We start from the raw sequence: 16,831 nt of genomic DNA, 5'->3' as shown, positions 1-16,831 counted from the left end.
CCGGGCGCTTCCTTCGTTTCCGACTCTATCAGATCTTTCCGATCCGATTTCCTCGGTGCTTTCCGGTCCCGGTCGCTTTCGCTTCCGTTCCCTTCTCGCGTTTCGAGCTTATCAGACCCTTTCGGCTCCGATTCACTCTGCGCTTTCCGTTTCCTTAGGCTTTCACCTTTGGGCCCTTCCGGCGTGTCCACTACTTTAGCGAATTTCCCCGGCGACTCATAATCGAGCTTTTCGGAGCGAATTTCGGCATGCCGAAAAAGGCCCCTGCGGGATCTTCGTAAGTGAGTGGTTGGCCGCCTCGGGAGGCTGAGAAAGCACGATCCGTCTCAAGCGGCTCGGGCCACATTACGCATCCGTGACAGTCGAGTCAAGCCGAGGACTCCCGGGTCGCTTCCGGGGCACATGGGCGCGGTACGGGCTCACCGTGCGGTCGCCGTCGATCCAGAAGCGCCAGGGGTGCGGAGCGCCGTCGCCGCCGACGCCGGTGCGGGGGCCGGTGCGGATCAGTCCCGCGGCCGGCGGGGTTCCGGTGAGGACGGCGAGCGGGGCCTCGGGGCCGGCGCAGACGTCGGTGCCGTTGAGGGAACCGGCCACGTCGAGAGCGGTGGCGAGCCGGGCCGGGCCCTTCGCCAGCTCCGTGTCGTTGCGGGCCGAGCGGCGGCGGGTCCGGGCCTCCTCGGCGCCGATGAGGATCTCGCCGGCGCGGAGGAGGACTCCGCTCGCCCGGCCCTCGGGGCCGCACACCAGATTGAGGCAGTGCCACATGCCATAGGTGAAGTAGACGTACGCGTGTCCCGGCGGGCCGAACATGACGGCGTTGCGCGCGGTGCGGCCGCGGAAGGCGTGCGAGCCGGGGTCGATCTCTCCGGCGTATGCCTCCACCTCGGTGAGGCGCAGTTCCATACGGCCCTCCGGGGAGTTCCGTACCAGCGTGCGGCCGAGCAGGTCGGGGGCGACCTCCAGGACGGGGCGGTCGAAGAAGCTCCGCGGGAGCGGCGTGCGGTCGGGGCTCTCGCTCATAGGGTCCGAGCCTAACGGCGGGCCGGGAACCCGGTGGGGCGGATGGGGGAACCGGCTACGGTCGTCACGCGTATGTAGAGGTCAGGACAGCGCAGGACAGACAACAGAACCGACAAGAGGAGTCGTTCGGTGGCATTCAAGAAGCTGCTCGCGAGCCTGGGGGCCGGCGGGGCGTCGGTGGAGACCGTGCTCATCGAGGAGAACGTCGTCCCCGGTGGGATCGTTCAGGGCGAGGTGCGGATCCAGGGCGGTTCCGTCGCCCAGCGGATCGAGGGACTGTCCGTCGGTCTGCAGGCGCGGGTCGAGGTCGAGAGCGGCGACTCCGAGTACAAGCAGGACATCGAGTTCGTGAAGGTGCGGCTCGGCGGCGAGTTCGAGGTACAGGCCGGGGCGGTGCACGTGGTGCCGTTCGGTCTGGAGATCCCGTGGGAGACGCCGGTCACCGCGATCGCCGGGCAGCAGCTGCGCGGCATGAACATCGGGGTGAAGACCGAGCTGGAGATCGCCCGCGCGCTGGACTCCGGCGACCTGGACCCGATCAACGTCCACCCACTGCCGGCGCAGCAGGCGATCCTGGACGCCTTCATCCAGCTGGGCTTCCGCTTCAAGAGCGCCGACATGGAGCGCGGGCACATCCGCGGGACGCGGCAGCGGCTGCCCTTCTACCAGGAGATCGAGTTCTTCGCGCCGCAGCAGTACCGGGGGCTGAACCAGGTCGAGGTCAGCTTCGTCGCGGACGACCGGGAAATGGACGTCGTCCTGGAGATGGACAAGAAGGGGGGCCTGTTCACCGAGGGCAGCGACACGTACCGGTCGTTCCGGGTCGGGCTGCACGACTTCCACACGACCGACTGGGCGGCGTACCTGAACCAGTGGCTCGCCGAGGTCGGCGGCCGTCGCAACTGGTTCTAGGGTCGGCTGCGTAGAGCCGGTTCGGAGAACCGGGCAACGATTTCGGAGGTTCAACGTGGCCGACGTGGCCGAGGGCAAGAGGGCACCGCTCCCCCATGACTTCCATCCGCCGGTGGCGTCGTTCACCGTGGTGAGCGACGACGTCGTGGCGGGCGGGGTGCTGAAGGAGGCTCAGGTTTTCGCGGCGGGGAACACCTCGCCGCAGCTGCGCTGGGAGGGGTTCCCGGCGGAGACGAAGAGCTTCGCCGTGACGTGCTTCGATCCGGACGCGCCGACGGGCAGCGGGTTCTGGCACTGGGTGCTGTTCGACATCCCGGCGTCGGTGACAGAGCTCGCGGCGGGTGCGGGTTCCGGGTCGTTCGAGGGGCTGCCGGCCGGGGCCGTGCACGTCCGTAACGACTACGGGACCCGGGACTTCGGCGGGGCCGCGCCGCCGCCGGGGGACGGGCCGCACCGGTACGTCTTCACCGTGTACGCGGTGGACCAGGAGAAGCTGGGGCCTGACGCGGACGTCTCGCCCGCGGTGGTCGGCTTCAACCTGCGGTTCCACACGCTCGGCCGGGCGCAGCTCGTCGCGGAGTACGAGAACCCCGCGTAAATCCGTACGTTCGCCCGTTGTTTGCCCGCTTCTGGTCCTGGAGAGATCAGAAGCGGGCATCTTTCTTTACGCGGATATTGCGTTGTCCTACCCGGCGTGCCCGGCCAGAGTTGATCCGAGCCCGGCTCCTGCGAGAGGCGGCTGGGCCGGCACACGGGAGGTGGGCACAGATGCGGGACACGCTGGTACTGAACGCGAGCTTCGAGCCGCTTTCGACGGTCACACTCAACCGTGCGGTGGTGCTTGTCCTCCAGGACAAGGCCGTCGTGGAGCAGGAGCATCCGGGGCTGCGTCTGCGGGCGGCGGCCGTGGACATGCCGGTGCCTAGGGTGATCAGGCTCTGCCGGTACGTACGGGTGCCGTTTCGAAGACACGCCCCGTGGTCGAGGCGGGGGGTGCTGGTCCGGGACCAGCACCGGTGCGCGTATTGCGGGAGCCGTGCCACGACGGTGGATCACGTGGTGCCGAGGGCGCAGGGCGGTGGGGACGAGTGGCTGAACACGGTGGCGTCGTGCGCGGCGGACAATCACCGCAAGGCCGACCGGACGCCGGAGCAGGCGGGGATGCCGTTGCTGCACCAGCCGTTCGTGCCGACTCCGGCGGACGCGATGCTGCTGGCGATGAAGTCGGCGGAGCGCGCCGGGCTGCCGGACTGGCTGACCGACCAGGCGGCGTGACCTGACGACGTACCGGGCGACGTGACCGGGCGTATGTGCCCCGGCGGCACACCGGACGACACGTACGGCGAAGGGCCTGCCCTCTCGGGGGCGGGCCCTTCGCCGTACGCGGGAGCCGCCCCTACTTCAGGGTGAGGTGGAGGATCGCGACGATGCCGACGGCGATGATGACGCCGCGCAGCAGCGCGGGGGGCAGCCGGCGGCCGACCTTGGCGCCGATCTGACCGCCGATGGTGGAGCCGACGGCGATGAGGAGGACGGCGGTCCAGTCGAATTCGGCGACGAAGAGGAAGAAGACGGCGGCGACGCCGTTGACGACGGCGCTGAGGACGTTCTTGACCGCGTTGATGCGCTGCAGGGTCTCGTTCAGCAGCAGACCCATGAGCGATATGTAGAGGACGCCCTGGGCGGCCCCGAAGTAACCGCCGTAGACGCTGGCGAAGAAGAAGCCGACGAGCAGGGCGGCGCCGCCGTGCGGATGGGCCTCGGTGCCGTTGGCCTCGCGGCGGCGCTGGACGGCCGCTCCGATGCGGGGCTGGAACAGGACGAGCAGCAGCGCGATGCCGATGAGAACGGGGACGATGGCGTCGAAGGCCTCGGACGGCAGTGTGAGGAGGAGGATGGCGCCGGCGAGTCCGCCGAGGAGCGCGGCGACGCCGAGACGCAGCACGCGGGCGGTCTGGCCCTTGAGTTCGCTGCGGTAGCCGATGGCCCCGCTGATGGATCCCGGCACGAGGCCGAGGGCGTTGGAGACGTTCGCCGTGATGGGCGGAAGGCCGGTCGCGAGGAGGACCGGGAACGTGATGAGGGTTCCCGATCCGACGACGGTGTTCATGGCGCCTGCGGCGGTGCCGGCGCCGAAGATCGCGAGCATTTCCCAGATGGACAACGCCATCTCCTTCGGGGGTCGTCGAGTCGCCTCCCCGCCCCGTTGCGGCCGGAGTCGAGGGGCTCGCGCCCGATCATGCCCGAGGTTACGTGTACGTGTCACCCATCGGGCCCCTGTCCCGGTCCGTCGACCAAGGCAGGGGCCCGTGAAGGTGAGGGGGGCGCCGGTCAGTCGACCGGGGGCACCTCGCGGCGCTCGGCGGAACCGGCCGCCGGAGGGGACTTGGTGAAACCGGACGCGGCCCCGGGGGCGACATTGCCAAGGGCGCCGGAGAGGCCCTTGAGGGCGTCGCCGATCTCGCTGGGCACGATCCAGAGCTTGTTGGCGTCGCCTTCAGCGATCTTCGGCAGCATCTGGAGGTACTGGTAGGAGAGCAGCTTCTGGTCCGGGTCGCCGGCGTGGATGGCCTCGAAGACCGTACGGACGGCCTGGGCCTCACCCTCGGCCCTGAGGGCCGAGGCCCGCGACTCGCCCTCGGCGCGAAGGATCGCGGACTGCTTCTCGCCCTCGGCGGTCAGGATCTGCGACTGGCGGATGCCCTCGGCGGTGAGGATCGCGGCGCGCTTGTCACGGTCGGCGCGCATCTGCTTCTCCATCGAGTCCTGGATGGAGGTCGGCGGCTCGATCGCCTTGAGCTCGACGCGGTTGACGCGGATGCCCCACTTGCCGGTGGCCTCGTCGAGGACGCCGCGCAGGGCCGCGTTGATCTCCTCACGCGAGGTGAGGGTCCGCTCCAGGTCCATGCCGCCGATGATGTTGCGCAGCGTGGTGACGGTGAGCTGCTCGATGGCCTGAATGTAGCTGGCCACCTCGTAGGTCGCCGCGCGGGCGTCGGTCACCTGGTAGTAGATGACGGTGTCGATGTTGACGACCAGGTTGTCCTGGGTGATCACCGGCTGCGGCGGGAACGGGACGACCTGCTCGCGCAGGTCGATCCGGTTGCGGATGCGGTCGATGAACGGGACGACGATGTTCAGACCGGCGTTGAGGGTCCGGGTGTAGCGGCCGAACCGTTCGACGATGGCGGCGCTCGCCTGTGGAATGACCTGGATGGTCTTGATCAGGGCGATGAAGACAAGCACCACCAGAATGATCAGGACGATGATGATGGCTGACATCGTGTTGCCTGTGCCCTTCGCTGCCGGTTGATGGACCAGATGATGATCGAGTTTCCCAGATGGCGGAGCGTCATGGGTGAGGTTCGGTCACATGACGACGGCGGTCGCGCCGTCGATTTCGACTACATCGACCTGTTCGCCGGGTTCGAAGCTCTGGCCGTTGTCCAGCGTACGGGCCGACCAGACCTCGCCGGCCAGCTTGATCCGGCCGCCGCCGGCGTCGACCCGTTCCAGGACGACGGCCTGACGGCCCTTCAGGGCGTCGATGCCGGTGGCGATGGCGGGGCGGTCGCTGCGGTGACGGGCGGCGATGGGTCTGACGACCGCGATGAGCGCGACCGAGACCACGGCGAAGACCACCACCTGGGCCACGATCCCGAAGCCGAGCGCGGCGGTGCCCGCGCCGGCGATCGCGCCGACGGCGAGCATGCCGAACTCCGGCATCGCGGTGAGGACGAGAGGAATACCGAGCCCCACCGCTCCGATCAGCCACCAGATCCATGCGTCGATGTCCACATGGTCATGGTAGGGCGGTGGGGCAGCCGGGGACAGGGCCCGGCCGGGCCCGGCCCGATGGCGGGCGAGCGGGCAGGCATGGCGGCGCTGGGCGGGCCGGGTGGGCACCGGAGACCGGGGCGGATGGCACCGGTGGACCGGGGCAGGGCGGGTGGGCGCCGGACTGTGCGGGTGCGGCGCCCCGTGAAGCCCCGGGTTCGCCGGAGGGGCCGGCGGGTGGCGGCCCGGACTACTTGAGCGGAAGGCCCTGGGCGGTGTAGCGGTCGCCGACGTGCTCGACGACGAGCGGGAGCCCGAAGCAGTGGGAGAGGTTGCGGGAGGTCAGCTCGGTCTCCATCGGACCGGCGGCCAGCACCTTGCCCTGGCGGATCATCAGGACGTGGGTGAAGCCCGGCGGGATCTCCTCGACATGGTGCGTCACCATGATCATCGAGGGGGCGTACGGGTCGCGGGCCAGCCGGCCGAGCCGGCGCACCAGGTCCTCGCGGCCACCGAGGTCGAGACCGGCGGCGGGCTCGTCGAGGAGCAGGAGCTCGGGGTCGGTCATCATCGCGCGGGCGATGAGGGTGCGCTTGCGCTCGCCCTCGGACAGGGTGCCGAACTTGCGGTCCAGGTAGTCGGTCATGCCGAGGCGGTCGAGGAACGCCTTGGCGCGCGCCTCGTCGACCGGGTCGTAGTCCTCGTGCCAGGTGGCGGTCATGCCGTACGCGGCGGTGAGGACCGTCTGCAGGACGGTCTGGCTCTTGGGGAGCTTCTCCGCCATCGCGATGCCGGCGACGCCGATACGGGGGCGCAGTTCGAAGACGTCGACGGAGCCGAGGCGGTCGCCGAGGATCGAGACGGAACCGGTGGTGGGGTAGAGGTAGCTGGACGCGACGTTGAGGAGGGTGGTCTTGCCGGCGCCGTTGGGGCCGAGGATGACCCAGCGCTGCCCTTCCTTGACCGACCAGGAGACGCCGTCCACCAGAGCGCGTCCGTCGCGGACCACGGATACGTCCACCAGCTCCAGTACATCGCTCATGAGCGCGTTGTCTCCCCTTGCGGTCGAGTCGTGTCGTCGCCGAGCGCCGATGGGCGCGGCTTCCAGGTAAGAACCTACGCCACCGGCGGGCCGGGCCGGTCCCTAGGGCTTGCTTTGGGCGGGATTCATGCCGTTCGACCGAGGCCCGCCGGGCAGGACGGCGGAGCCTTCGCGCCAGGGCCGAAAGGGGCATATCCCCGAAGTGCGCGGGTGGTTGGGGGAGGCGAGGGGGTGGGGCGGGGCGAGTAGGGCGGAGGTGTCCCGCTCGTCGGGGTGGGGTCGTCGGGGTGGGGTGCGGCCCCGGCATGAACGGTGGGGGTCTCCCCGGGAGCCCCACTCGTCGGGGTGGGCCGTGATCTCCGTACGACGGGTGCGGGATCTCCTAGGCTTGAGGGATGCATTCGGAACCACGCTCAGGACGTCTGGCCGCTTGGGGCAATGCCCTGCTGGCCGGGGCCGTGTCGCCGGACGACGCGGCGCTCGCGATTGTCGGGGAGGACGCGGTGCACCGCGTGGAGGGGCTGCCGGGCGAGGCGGGGCCGGTGGGCCTGACGCTGGCGCTGGGGCGGCTGCGGCGGCTCGGGGTGACCGGGTGGCGGGTGGCGCTGCCGGCTCCGGGGCATCCGCTGGGGCTGAGCGGCCCGCCGGAGTTCAACGCGCGGGCGCTGGCGGCCGAGGAGGCGGTGGTCGGTTTCGGCGCGCCGTACGGGCTGGTGCCGGAGGTCGCCGAGGCGGGCCCGTCGGGTGACCGGCATGTGTCGGTGGTCTGGCACTGTCTGCCGGTACGGGAGGCTCCGCCGGCGGACGTGCCCTCGCTCGGCGAGGCGGAACGGGAGCTGGCGGAGGCGCTGCGGGAGGCGACGACTGCGCTGGTGCGGCTCGACGTCGCGGCGTCGGGGCCGGCCGCCGAAGTGGCGCGGGACGCCTACCGGGCTCGCGCGGAGGCCGGGAGCGAGGTACTGGCACCGGGTTATCCGCCGCGCGCGGTCCGGGTGCTGGAGCTGGCCCGGCGGATCGGGATGCTCGTCGACCTGGCCTACGACGGCCACGGCGGCGCGGTGAGCGCGGCGGAGATGGCGGCGCGCGGCGCGGCGCTGCGGCCGGTGGAGCGGGTCGCGCGGCGGGCGCGGGTCGCGGCGTACAACGCGTACGTCGAGAACCGGGAGCGCGAGAAGGAACGGGGCTTCTGACGGACACCCTGTTCCCCCTCTTCACTCGCTCCTTGGCCCTGCCGGACGGAGGCGGCCGGGGTGGGCACCGCGGACCCGCGAGGCGCGGGGCGCCCGGCGGTGCCGCGGAGCCGTGCGGGGAAACGGGCCCGGCCCCCGGGGGATCGTCCGGGGGCCGGGGGTTTGGGCTCGTCAGTGGTTGACGGCGGTGTTCCCGAAGGACGGGTTGAGCAGGCCGATGACGTCGATGGTGTTGCCGGAGACGTTCACGGGGACGTGGATCGGGGCCTGGATCACGTTGCCGGAGACGACGCCCGGCGAGCCGACGGCCTTGCCGTGGGCGCCCGAGTCGGCGGAGGCGACACCGGCACCGGCGGCGACGATGCCACCGGCGACCATGGTGAGGGCTGCGGCCTTCTTGAAGTTGATCACGTGAGGTCTCCTCTGGTCATCGCTGCGGCCGGTCCGCCGCAGCACGCCCTGAAGAACGCCGCCACCCCCAGGAGGTTGCGCCAAACGGGGGATATACGCCCGACAGTATGAAAAGGGGAACGGCCGTACGTCGTCGGCCTCCGCGTCATCCCGTCATTCGACCATTCCGTGCCGTACGGCCCAGAGCGCGGCCTGGGTCCGGTCGGCGAGGTCCAGCTTCATGAGGATGTTGGAGACGTGCGTCTTGACCGTCTTCTCGGACAGGACGAGCGCGCGGGCGATCTCCCGGTTGGAGCGGCCGTCCGCGATCAGGCCCAGCACCTCCCGCTCCCGTTCGGTGAGGCCGGAGCCCCGCCCCGTACCGCCACCGGAACCGTGCTCGTCCTGACTGAGGAGCGCGCCCGCGACCTCGGGCTGGAGCAGGACGTGGCCGGCGTACACGGAGCGGATGGCCCCCGCGAGGGCGTCCGGGTCGATGTCCTTGTAGACGTATCCCTTCGCACCGGCCCGAAGGGCGGGGACGACGGTGCGCTGTTCGGTGAAGCTGGTGACGATCAGGACGCGCGCGGGGTTGCCGAGGTCGCGCAGTCGGCGCAGCGCCTCGATGCCGTCCGTGCCGGGCATCTTGACGTCCATGAGGACGACGTCGGGCCGCAGCTCCTCGGCGCGGGCCACGCCCTCGGCGCCGTCGGACGCCTCCCCCACCACTTCTATGTCGTCCTGGACCTCCAGGAAGGTGCGCAGGCCGCGGCGGACGACCTGGTGGTCGTCGACGAGCAGGACACGGATCATCTCAGCCACCGGGGACCTCCATCTCGATCGTGGTTCCGCTGCCGGGGGCCGAGGTCACGGTGAGCCGGCCGCCGACCCCGTCGGCCCGGTCGCGCATGGAGACCAGCCCCAGGTGACGGCCGGCGCTGCGGACGGTCGCCGGATCGAAGCCGGTGCCGTCGTCGGCGACGGTGAGCCGGGTGCCGGTGGCGCCCCGGGCGAGGGAGACCGTGACGAGTCCGGCGCCGGAGTGCCGCAGCGCGTTGTGCAGGGCCTCCTGGGCGACCCGGAGCAGGGCCGCCTCCTGGGCGGCGGGCAGGGCGCGGATCCCGGAGCCGTGGAAGGTGACGCGCGCCGTGTGGGCGCGGTCGAGGACCTGGACCTGGGTACGCAGGGTATGGACGAGACCGTCCTCGTCGAGAGCGGCGGGGCGCAGCTCGACCACGGCGGCGCGCAGCTCCTCGGTGGCCTCGGCGGCCAGCTCGGCCACCTGCTGGAGTTCACCCTTCGCCCGGGCGGGGTCGCGGTCGACGAGGGCGGCGGCTGCCTGGGCGGTGAGCCGGAGCGAGAAGAGCTTCTGGCTCACGGCGTCGTGCAGCTCGTGGGCGAGGCGGGAGCGCTCCTCGGCGATGGTCAGCTCGCGGCTGCGCTCGTAGAGCCGGGCGTTGGTGAGGGCGATGGCCGCGTGCTGGGCGAGCAGGGCGAGCAGTTCCTCGTCCTCGGCGGTGAAGCCGCAGCTGCCTTCGGGCTTGGGGCACCGCTTGTTGGCGAGGAACAGCGCGGCGATGGTCTCGTCGCCGTCCCGCACGGGCAGGCCGAGGAAGTCGGACATCGCCGGATGGGCGGCGGGCCAGCCCTCGAAGCGGGGGTCCTTGCGGACGTCGACGAGGCGCTCGGGCCCGTCCTTGTCGAGCATGGCGGCGAGAATGCCGTGCTGCCGGGGCAGCGGGCCGATGGCGTGCCACTGCTCGTCGCTGACGCCGTCGACGACGAACTGGGCGAAGCCCCCGTGGTCGTCGGGGACGCCGAGAGCCGCGTACTCGGCGTCGAGGAGTTCGCGGGCGGAGGCGACGATCGTCCTGAGGACGTCGCGCACCTCCATCCGGCGGTTCATCGCCAGTAGCGCGCTGCTCACTGCGGCGAGACCGGAGTTCGGTCGGTGACTCATGGTTTCACCGTACCGGTGGGGTGTGACCGTCCGTATCCGCCGGGGGACGGCGGTGGCCTGGGGCCGGGGACCTACGCCGAAGGGCCCGCCGGAGGACCGGCCGGAGGCCGTTGCGGGGGCGGAGGCCGTTGCGGGGGCGGAGGCCGTGGCGTGAGCGGAGGCCGTTGTACGGGCGTGGGCTTTGGTTGGGCGTTGTGCGGGCGGAGGCGAAGCCCGGGTGGGCGCCGAGGGGCAGGGGGGACGGGCCGGGGGCCGGGCGGGCGCCGGGGCTGGAGCTGGGCGAGAGGGCCGGGGCGCGTCGTCGCCGTACCCCTTCTCTCGTATCCCCTGAGCCCCGCCTCCCCTGTGTCCCCGCGCGCGTACGAGGTGGGGGCGGGGCGGCGGCGCGTACGGGGACGCGGGCCCCTGGGACCGGGCCGATGGGGCCTTCCGGCGCCTGCCCCGCGACTGGCTCACCGTACGCATTGCTCCTGCAACGTCCAGTGACCCCGCCATGCGGCCGATGTGAGGCCGGGCATAGGGCCCAGGTCACTTACGAATGCCCCTAGTGGAGGCGTAAAAGCCGGATGCGTGCCGATGGGACCGGATGCGGGGCGACTCTGGGCCGTTCGGGTGCGGCCCCTGATCCACTACCGGGGATCGTACGTCACATCTTTGCCTCAGCATTTTGCGGCCGCTAAGAATTGCCTTCGTCGCCGCCGAGCCAGGCGCAGCGCCGCCCGGCCTGAGCGACTCCCCCAGCGATTAAGAGGTAGTCCTGCATGTCTGCGAACAACACCCTGCGTGGTCTGAAGAAGACCCACAAGGCCGCGATCGCCGGCGTGGCCGCACTGAGCGCCACGACGCTCGGCCTCACCCTCGTCCACGGTGGCGGCGACAGCAACCAGCCCGAGCCCCAGGCTCTGGCGAGCACCCAGCAGGTCGCGTGGTCGTACGACGCGCACAGCCCGGAGGCGAAGGCCCTGGCCTCGAGCCTTACGGACCAGCACACCACCTTCACCTCGAAGGCGAAGCTGGAGGCCGACACCAAGGCCGCCGAGCTGAAGAAGACGGCCGACATCGAGGCCAAGGCCAAGGCTGTCGCCGCCGAGGCGAAGGCCAAGGCCGAGGCTCAGGCCAAGGCCGTGAAGCGGGCCGCCGAGGAGGCCGCGGCGAACCGTTCCGCCACCCGCGCCCCGGTGTACTCGAACAACCTCGACGGCTGGATCCGTGAGTCCCTCGACATCATGGACAAGCACAACATCCCGGGCACCTACCACGGCATCTACAAGAACGTGATGCGCGAGTCCTCCGGCAACCCGCTGGCGATCAACGACTGGGACGTCAACGCCGTCAACGGTGTCCCCTCCAAGGGCCTGCTCCAGGTGATCTACCCGACGTTCAAGGCGTACCACATCGCCGGTACCAAGTTCGACCAGTACGACCCGGTCGCCAACATCGTCGCGGCCTGCAACTACGCCGCCGACCGCTACGGCACCATCGACAACGTCAACAGCGCCTACTGATCCGGCCCACGCGCCGCGAGATCCGTACAGGCCTGGCATATGCCGAAGGGCGGCACCCCAGCGAGGGGTGCCGCCCTTCGGCATATGCCGGACCGAGGCCGGACCATTGCCGGACCTGTACGCGCGCGCGTACGGGTCCCGCGGCCGTTACTTTCGCATGACCTCGGGCTCGTGGCGGCGCAGCAGCCGGGCGACCAGGATGCCGAGCAGCGTGGCCATCAGCAGCAGCACGCCCACGTTGAAGCCCCACTGGCCGGCGCTGTGCTCCCACAGCGGGTCCAGGTCGGTGGGGTTCTTCGGGTCCCACGGAGCCATCAGGTGCGCCAGGTCCAGGGTCGTACCCGCGCCGGCGATGGCCCAGCGGGACGGCATCAGCCACGCGAACTGCTCCAGGCCCGGCGAGCCGAAGACCTTGAAGAGGATGCCGGTGAACACCACCTGGACGATGGCGAACATGACCAGCAGCGGCATCGTCTTCTCGGCGGTCTTCACCAGCGCGGAGATGACCAGGCCGACCATCATCGAGGTCAGGCCGAGCGCGATGACCACCAGGCAGAGTTCCAGGGCCGGCGGCATGATCAGGCCCTCGGCGGGCAGATCGCGGATGGCGAAACCGATGCCGCACAGGATGACGCCCTGGAAGGCCGTGATGAGGCCGAGGACGATCACCTTCGACATCAGGTACGCGGAGCGCGACAGGCCGGTGGCACGCTCCCGCTCGTAGATGACCCGTTCCTTGATCAGCTCACGGACCGAGTTCGCGGCACCCGAGAAGCACATGCCGACCGTGAGGATCAGCATGATGATGCCCGCGTCGCCGTTGAACCGGGACGGCGGCTTGGGCGGCGCGAGGCCGAAGTCGGACGGGATGACGACGGAGACCGAGCCGATCACGGCCGGCAGGATCACCATGAGGGCGAGGAAGCCCTTGTCGGAGGCGATCACCGACGCATAGCGGCGGATCAGCGTCCACAGCTGGGATCCCCAGCCCTGCGGCTTGGGCGGCTTGGTCATCGCCTGCTGCGCGTGCTGCGGCATCTGCACGGGCTGGGCGGCGACGGCGTCGATCTCCGCCGCGTACATCTGGTAGTGCTGCGAGCCCTTCCAGCGGCCCGCCCAGTCGTAGTCGCGGTAGTTCTCGAACGCGGAGAAGACATCGGCCCAGGTCGAGTAGCCGAAGAAGTTGAGCGCCTCGTCCGGCGGACCGAAGTAGGCCACCGAACCGCCGGGCGCCATCACGAGCAGCTTGTCGCACAGCGCCAGCTCGGCCACCGAGTGGGTGACGACGAGGACGGTACGGCCGTCGTCGGCGAGGCCGCGCAGCAGCTGCATGACATCGCGGTCCATACCCGGGTCGAGACCCGAGGTCGGCTCGTCCAGGAAGATCAGCGACGGCTTCGTCAGGAGCTCCAGCGCGACCGAGACGCGCTTGCGCTGGCCACCGGAGAGGGAGGTGACCTTCTTCTCCTTGTGGATGTCGAGCTTGAGCTCGCGCAGCACCTCGCTGATCCGGGCCTCGCGCTCGCTCTCGGCGGTGTCGCCGGGGAAGCGGAGCTTGGCCGCGTAACGCAGCGCCTTCTGGACGGTGAGTTCCTTGTGCAGGATGTCGTCCTGCGGGACCAGACCGATGCGCTGGCGCAGCTCGGCGAACTGCTTGTACAGGCTGCGGTTGTCATAGAGGACGTCGCCCTGGTCGGCCGGCCGGTAACCGGTCAGCGCCTTCAGCAGGGTGGACTTGCCGGAGCCGGACGGGCCGATGACACCGATGAGGGACTTCTCGGGGACGCCGAACGTGACGTCCTTGAGGATCTGCTTCCCGCCGTCGACGGTCACCGTGAGGTGACGGGCGGAGAAGGAGACCGCACCGGTGTCGACGAACTCCTCGAGCTGGTTGCCGACGATCCGGAAGGTGGAGTGACCGACACCGACGACATCGTTCGGACCGAGGACGGCGGTGCCGCCCTTGGGGATCGGCTGACCGTTGACGTACGTGCCGTTGTGCGAGCCGAGGTCACGGATCTGGAAGCGGCCGTCGGGGGTCGCGTGGAACTCGGCGTGGTGACGCGAGACCTGGAGGTCGGAGACGACCAGCTCGTTCTCCAGGGCACGGCCGATGCGCATGACCCGGTCGAGGACGAGCTGGTGGAAGGTCGTGGGGCTGCGGTCGCCGTGCACCGGGGCCGCGCCCTGGGCGCCGGCCGCCTTCGGGTACCCGGCGGCGGCCTGCGGCGCCTGCTGCTGCGGGACCGCGTGCGGGGGCTGCTGAGCCTGGTGGGCCTGGTGGGCCTGCTGGGCCTGCTGGGCCTGGTACTGCGGAGCCTGCTGCTGCGCGGCCGGCTGCTGCCACTGCGGCTGCGGCTGCGGCTGCTGGGCTGGGGCCTGATAGGCGGCCTGCTCGGCCGGCTGCTGTGCGGCGTGCTGCTGCGGGACCGCGTGCGGAGCCTGCTGCGGCTGCTGGGCCTGCTGCTGCGGAGCCGACTGCTGCGCGGCCGGAGCGCCGGCGGCGACGAGGTTGAGGCGCGGTCCGTCGGTGGCGTTGCCGAGGTGGACGGCCGAGCCCGGGCCGATCTCCACCTGGTGGATCCGCTGCCCTTGCAGATACGTGCCGTTCGTCGAGCCGTGGTCCTCGATGACCCAGCTCCGGCCGCCCCAGCTGACGGTGGCGTGCCGCCACGAGACCCTGGCGTCGTCGATCACCAGGTCGCCCTGGGGGTCCCGGCCCAGGGTGTACGACCTGGACGGATCGAGAGTCCAGGTCCTGCCGTTCAATTCCAGTACGAGTTCTGGCACTCCACGCCCCACTGTGTGTCCCCCGATGCACCCCCGTCGCCGGGGGCCCAGGGATGATGAACATCCGGGGGAACTATTTCAGGCCGCCCCCCGAATTCGAAAGTCGGGCCGCTCGAAGAGGCTTGCGTACGACCGATATCTCGCGTACGTCCACACCCGCCCCCGTACCGGCGCCGTCGGACACGGCCCGGATGACGGTTGGGGTGGGGTGGGATGGGGTGGGGTGGGGACGGCGGGGCGGGGGGCGGGGGGCCTGGGGCACGAGCGGGCGGGCCGGGGGGAGCGTCGTGTCCGTCAGTCGGGACGGAAGGCCGGGTGGCACCGGGTGCCGATACGGTGGAAGCACCATGAGCGCATCGCAGACCTCAGCCGTCCCCGCCGCGGACGTACCCACCCTTCTGGTCAAGATCTTCGGAAAGGACCGGCCCGGGATCACCGCCGGTCTCTTCGACACCCTCGCCGCCTACTCCGTCGATGTCGTGGACATCGAGCAGGTCGTCTCCCGGGGCAGGCTCGTCCTGTGCGCGCTGATCACCGAGCCGACGGTGGCCACCCAGGGCGAACTGCGCGCCACCGTGCACAGCTGGGCCGAGTCCATGAAGCTCCAGGCCGAGATCATCTCCGGCACCGGTGACAACCGGCCACGCGGCGAGGGCCGCTCGCACGTCACCGTGCTCGGCAACCCGCTGACCGCCGAACAGACGGCGGCCATAGCGGCCAGGATCGCCGGCACCGGCGGCAACATCGACCGCATCTTCCGGCTCGCGAAGTACCCGGTGACAGCCGTCGAGTTCGCCGTCTCGGGCTGCGCCACCGAGACCCTGCGCACGGCGCTCGCCATCGAAGCGCACACGGTCGGTGTCGACGTCGCCGTCGTCTCCGCCGGACTGCACCGGCGGGCCCAGCGGCTCGTCGTCATGGACGTCGACTCGACCCTGATCCAGGACGAGGTCATCGAGCTGTTCGCGGCACACGCGGGCTGCGAGGACAAGGTCGCCGAGGTGACGGCCGCGGCGATGCGCGGCGAACTCGACTTCGAGCAGTCCCTGCACGCGCGAGTCGCGCTCCTCGCCGGCCTCGACGCGTCGGTGGTGGACAAGGTCCGCACGGAAGTACGGCTCACGCCCGGGGCACGCACCCTGATCCGCACCCTCAAGCGGCTCGGCTACCAGGTCGGCGTGGTCTCCGGCGGATTCACCCAGGTCACCGACGACCTGAAGGAACGCCTCGGACTCGACTTCGCCCAGGCCAACACCCTGGAGATAGTGGACGGCAAGCTCACCGGCCGAGTCACCGGGGAAATCGTGGACCGCGCGGGCAAGGCCCGGCTGCTGCGACGCTTCGCGGCGGAGGCCGGAGTCCCACTGGAACAGACGGTCGCCATCGGCGACGGCGCCAACGACCTGGACATGCTGAACACGGCCGGCCTCGGAGTCGCCTTCAACGCCAAGCCCGTGGTCCGCGAAGCCGCGCACACCGCGGTCAACGTGCCCTTCCTTGACACCGTCCTCTACCTGCTCGGCATCACCCGCGAAGAGGTCGAGGCAGCCGACGGCGGCTCGGGAGAACTGCTGCTGCACTGAGCTGGGCGAGGGGCGTGAACGTGCGGGGCGGGCAGAGGCCGAGGAAGGTTGGCGGCTGAGGCCGGGCCCCGCACGGGTGTGAGGCGGCGGGTCGGGGCGGGTGGAGGCGGCGGGTCGGGGCGCGCATGGGTGCGAGGCGGCTGGGGCGCGGCCCGCACGAGCGTAAGACGGCCGCGGCTGGGTTCGTACGTGAGCGAGGCGGCTGAGGTGAGGCTGGCACGTGGATACGGCGGCGGGGGCTGGGCCCGCATGTAAGCGAGACGACTGGTGTGCGGCCCGCATGGGCGCGAGGCGGCGCACGCTGGGCCCGCACGTAAGCGAGACGGCTGAGGTGAGGCTGGCACGTGGATACGGCGGCGGGGGCTGGGCCCGCACGAGTACGAGACGGCAGAGGCTGGGCCCGCACGTCAGCGAGACGGCAAGGGCCGGGCCCGCACGAGCGCAAGGCGGCTACAGGCGAGCGCATGTGTGATTGGGCAACGTTGGCCTTTTTTGTGCCTCGGTTCGCCTCCGGGGTGCTGGAGTCGGACTCACAGCACCGATCGTGCTCGGCCCACTCGTTCCTCGCGGGCCTGTGCGCGTTCGGCACTGTTCCCCCGACGCACCCCTTCGGCTCACTCGGCCGTACGCAGCAACCCGCACCTAGACGTAACGGCAGGGAA

At 70.6% G+C, this 16,831-nt stretch carries 15 protein-coding genes; 6 read left to right on the top strand and 9 right to left on the bottom strand.

Translation table 11 applies throughout. From position 1 onward, the window contains the following. Window positions 1-345: 345 nt before the first annotated feature. Window positions 346-1,020 carry a DNA-3-methyladenine glycosylase gene (locus ACGFRB_RS31300; RefSeq protein ID WP_393247844.1) on the bottom strand — a complete coding sequence of 225 codons (675 nt, stop codon included), beginning with the start codon at window positions 1,018-1,020 and terminating at the stop codon, window positions 346-348. 129 nt (window positions 1,021-1,149) lie between these two features. Between ACGFRB_RS31300 and ACGFRB_RS31295 the strand changes: the two genes are divergently transcribed. The 3 genes from ACGFRB_RS31295 to ACGFRB_RS31285 all read left to right on the top strand — a co-directional run bounded on the left by ACGFRB_RS31295 (window position 1,150) and on the right by ACGFRB_RS31285 (window position 3,207). Then, on the top strand, window positions 1,150-1,932 hold the full coding sequence (locus ACGFRB_RS31295; RefSeq protein WP_363012568.1) for a sporulation protein: 783 nt from the start codon (window positions 1,150-1,152) through the stop codon (window positions 1,930-1,932). 64 nt (window positions 1,933-1,996) lie between these two features. Continuing rightward, on the top strand, window positions 1,997-2,530 hold the full coding sequence (locus tag ACGFRB_RS31290; RefSeq protein ID WP_393247850.1) for a YbhB/YbcL family Raf kinase inhibitor-like protein: 534 nt from the start codon (window positions 1,997-1,999) through the stop codon (window positions 2,528-2,530). Between the two features lie 170 nt (window positions 2,531-2,700). Continuing rightward, window positions 2,701-3,207 (top strand): HNH endonuclease, encoded by a 507-nt coding sequence (locus tag ACGFRB_RS31285; protein WP_363012567.1) that lies wholly within the window; start codon window positions 2,701-2,703, stop codon window positions 3,205-3,207. 121 nt (window positions 3,208-3,328) lie between these two features. On the opposite strand, the gene ACGFRB_RS31280 is transcribed toward ACGFRB_RS31285, so the two are convergent. The 4 genes from ACGFRB_RS31280 to ACGFRB_RS31265 form a co-directional block, all read right to left on the bottom strand. Continuing rightward, window positions 3,329-4,102 carry a sulfite exporter TauE/SafE family protein gene (locus ACGFRB_RS31280; protein ID WP_363012566.1) on the bottom strand — a complete coding sequence of 258 codons (774 nt, stop codon included), beginning with the start codon at window positions 4,100-4,102 and terminating at the stop codon, window positions 3,329-3,331. 161 nt (window positions 4,103-4,263) lie between these two features. Next, the gene (locus tag ACGFRB_RS31275; RefSeq protein ID WP_361229520.1) at window positions 4,264-5,214 is read right to left on the bottom strand and encodes an SPFH domain-containing protein; all 951 of its coding nucleotides are present in this window, start codon (window positions 5,212-5,214) and stop codon (window positions 4,264-4,266) included. 87 nt (window positions 5,215-5,301) lie between these two features. Then, entirely contained in the window at window positions 5,302-5,730 is a 429-nt protein-coding gene (locus tag ACGFRB_RS31270) for an NfeD family protein (RefSeq protein ID WP_363012565.1), read from the bottom strand. 229 nt (window positions 5,731-5,959) lie between these two features. Beyond that, window positions 5,960-6,751 (bottom strand): ABC transporter ATP-binding protein, encoded by a 792-nt coding sequence (locus ACGFRB_RS31265; protein WP_363012564.1) that lies wholly within the window; start codon window positions 6,749-6,751, stop codon window positions 5,960-5,962. A gap of 395 nt (window positions 6,752-7,146) precedes the next feature. Here ACGFRB_RS31265 and ACGFRB_RS31260 point away from each other — a divergent pair, with 395 nt between their 5' ends. Continuing rightward, window positions 7,147-7,941 (top strand): hypothetical protein, encoded by a 795-nt coding sequence (locus tag ACGFRB_RS31260; protein ID WP_363012563.1) that lies wholly within the window; start codon window positions 7,147-7,149, stop codon window positions 7,939-7,941. Between the two features lie 171 nt (window positions 7,942-8,112). Here the strand turns inward: ACGFRB_RS31260 and ACGFRB_RS31255 are convergent, their stop codons facing one another. From ACGFRB_RS31255 to ACGFRB_RS31245, 3 genes are all read right to left on the bottom strand, one after another. After that, a complete protein-coding gene (locus ACGFRB_RS31255; protein WP_363012562.1) occupies window positions 8,113-8,352 on the bottom strand; it encodes a chaplin in 240 nt (79 codons plus the stop codon). Window positions 8,353-8,505: 153 nt separating this feature from the next. Further along, a complete protein-coding gene (locus tag ACGFRB_RS31250; RefSeq protein WP_393247848.1) occupies window positions 8,506-9,144 on the bottom strand; it encodes a response regulator in 639 nt (212 codons plus the stop codon). A 1-nt stretch (window position 9,145) separates the two neighbouring features. Further along, window positions 9,146-10,291, bottom strand: coding sequence for a GAF domain-containing sensor histidine kinase (locus ACGFRB_RS31245; RefSeq protein WP_393247840.1), 1,146 nt, complete (start codon window positions 10,289-10,291; stop codon window positions 9,146-9,148). Between the two features lie 761 nt (window positions 10,292-11,052). On the opposite strand from ACGFRB_RS31245, the gene ACGFRB_RS31240 reads away from it, so the two are divergent. Further along, window positions 11,053-11,796, top strand: coding sequence for a transglycosylase SLT domain-containing protein (locus tag ACGFRB_RS31240; protein WP_393247838.1), 744 nt, complete (start codon window positions 11,053-11,055; stop codon window positions 11,794-11,796). Between the two features lie 147 nt (window positions 11,797-11,943). Here ACGFRB_RS31240 and ACGFRB_RS31235 read toward each other — a convergent pair whose 3' ends face one another. Continuing rightward, complete coding sequence (locus ACGFRB_RS31235; RefSeq protein ID WP_393247836.1) at window positions 11,944-14,598, bottom strand: FHA domain-containing protein; 2,655 nt, start codon at window positions 14,596-14,598, stop codon at window positions 11,944-11,946. 335 nt (window positions 14,599-14,933) lie between these two features. On the opposite strand from ACGFRB_RS31235, the gene serB reads away from it, so the two are divergent. Next, complete coding sequence (serB, locus tag ACGFRB_RS31230; RefSeq protein WP_363012558.1) at window positions 14,934-16,169, top strand: phosphoserine phosphatase SerB; 1,236 nt, start codon at window positions 14,934-14,936, stop codon at window positions 16,167-16,169. The last annotated feature ends 662 nt before the right edge of the window (window positions 16,170-16,831 follow it).

The sequence above is a fragment of the Streptomyces sp. NPDC048718 genome (genome assembly GCF_043198875.1).
Taxonomy (GTDB): domain Bacteria; phylum Actinomycetota; class Actinomycetes; order Streptomycetales; family Streptomycetaceae; genus Streptomyces.
The sequence above is the reverse complement of the archived record's forward strand: the minus strand, read 5'-3'. Positions and strand labels throughout refer to the sequence as shown.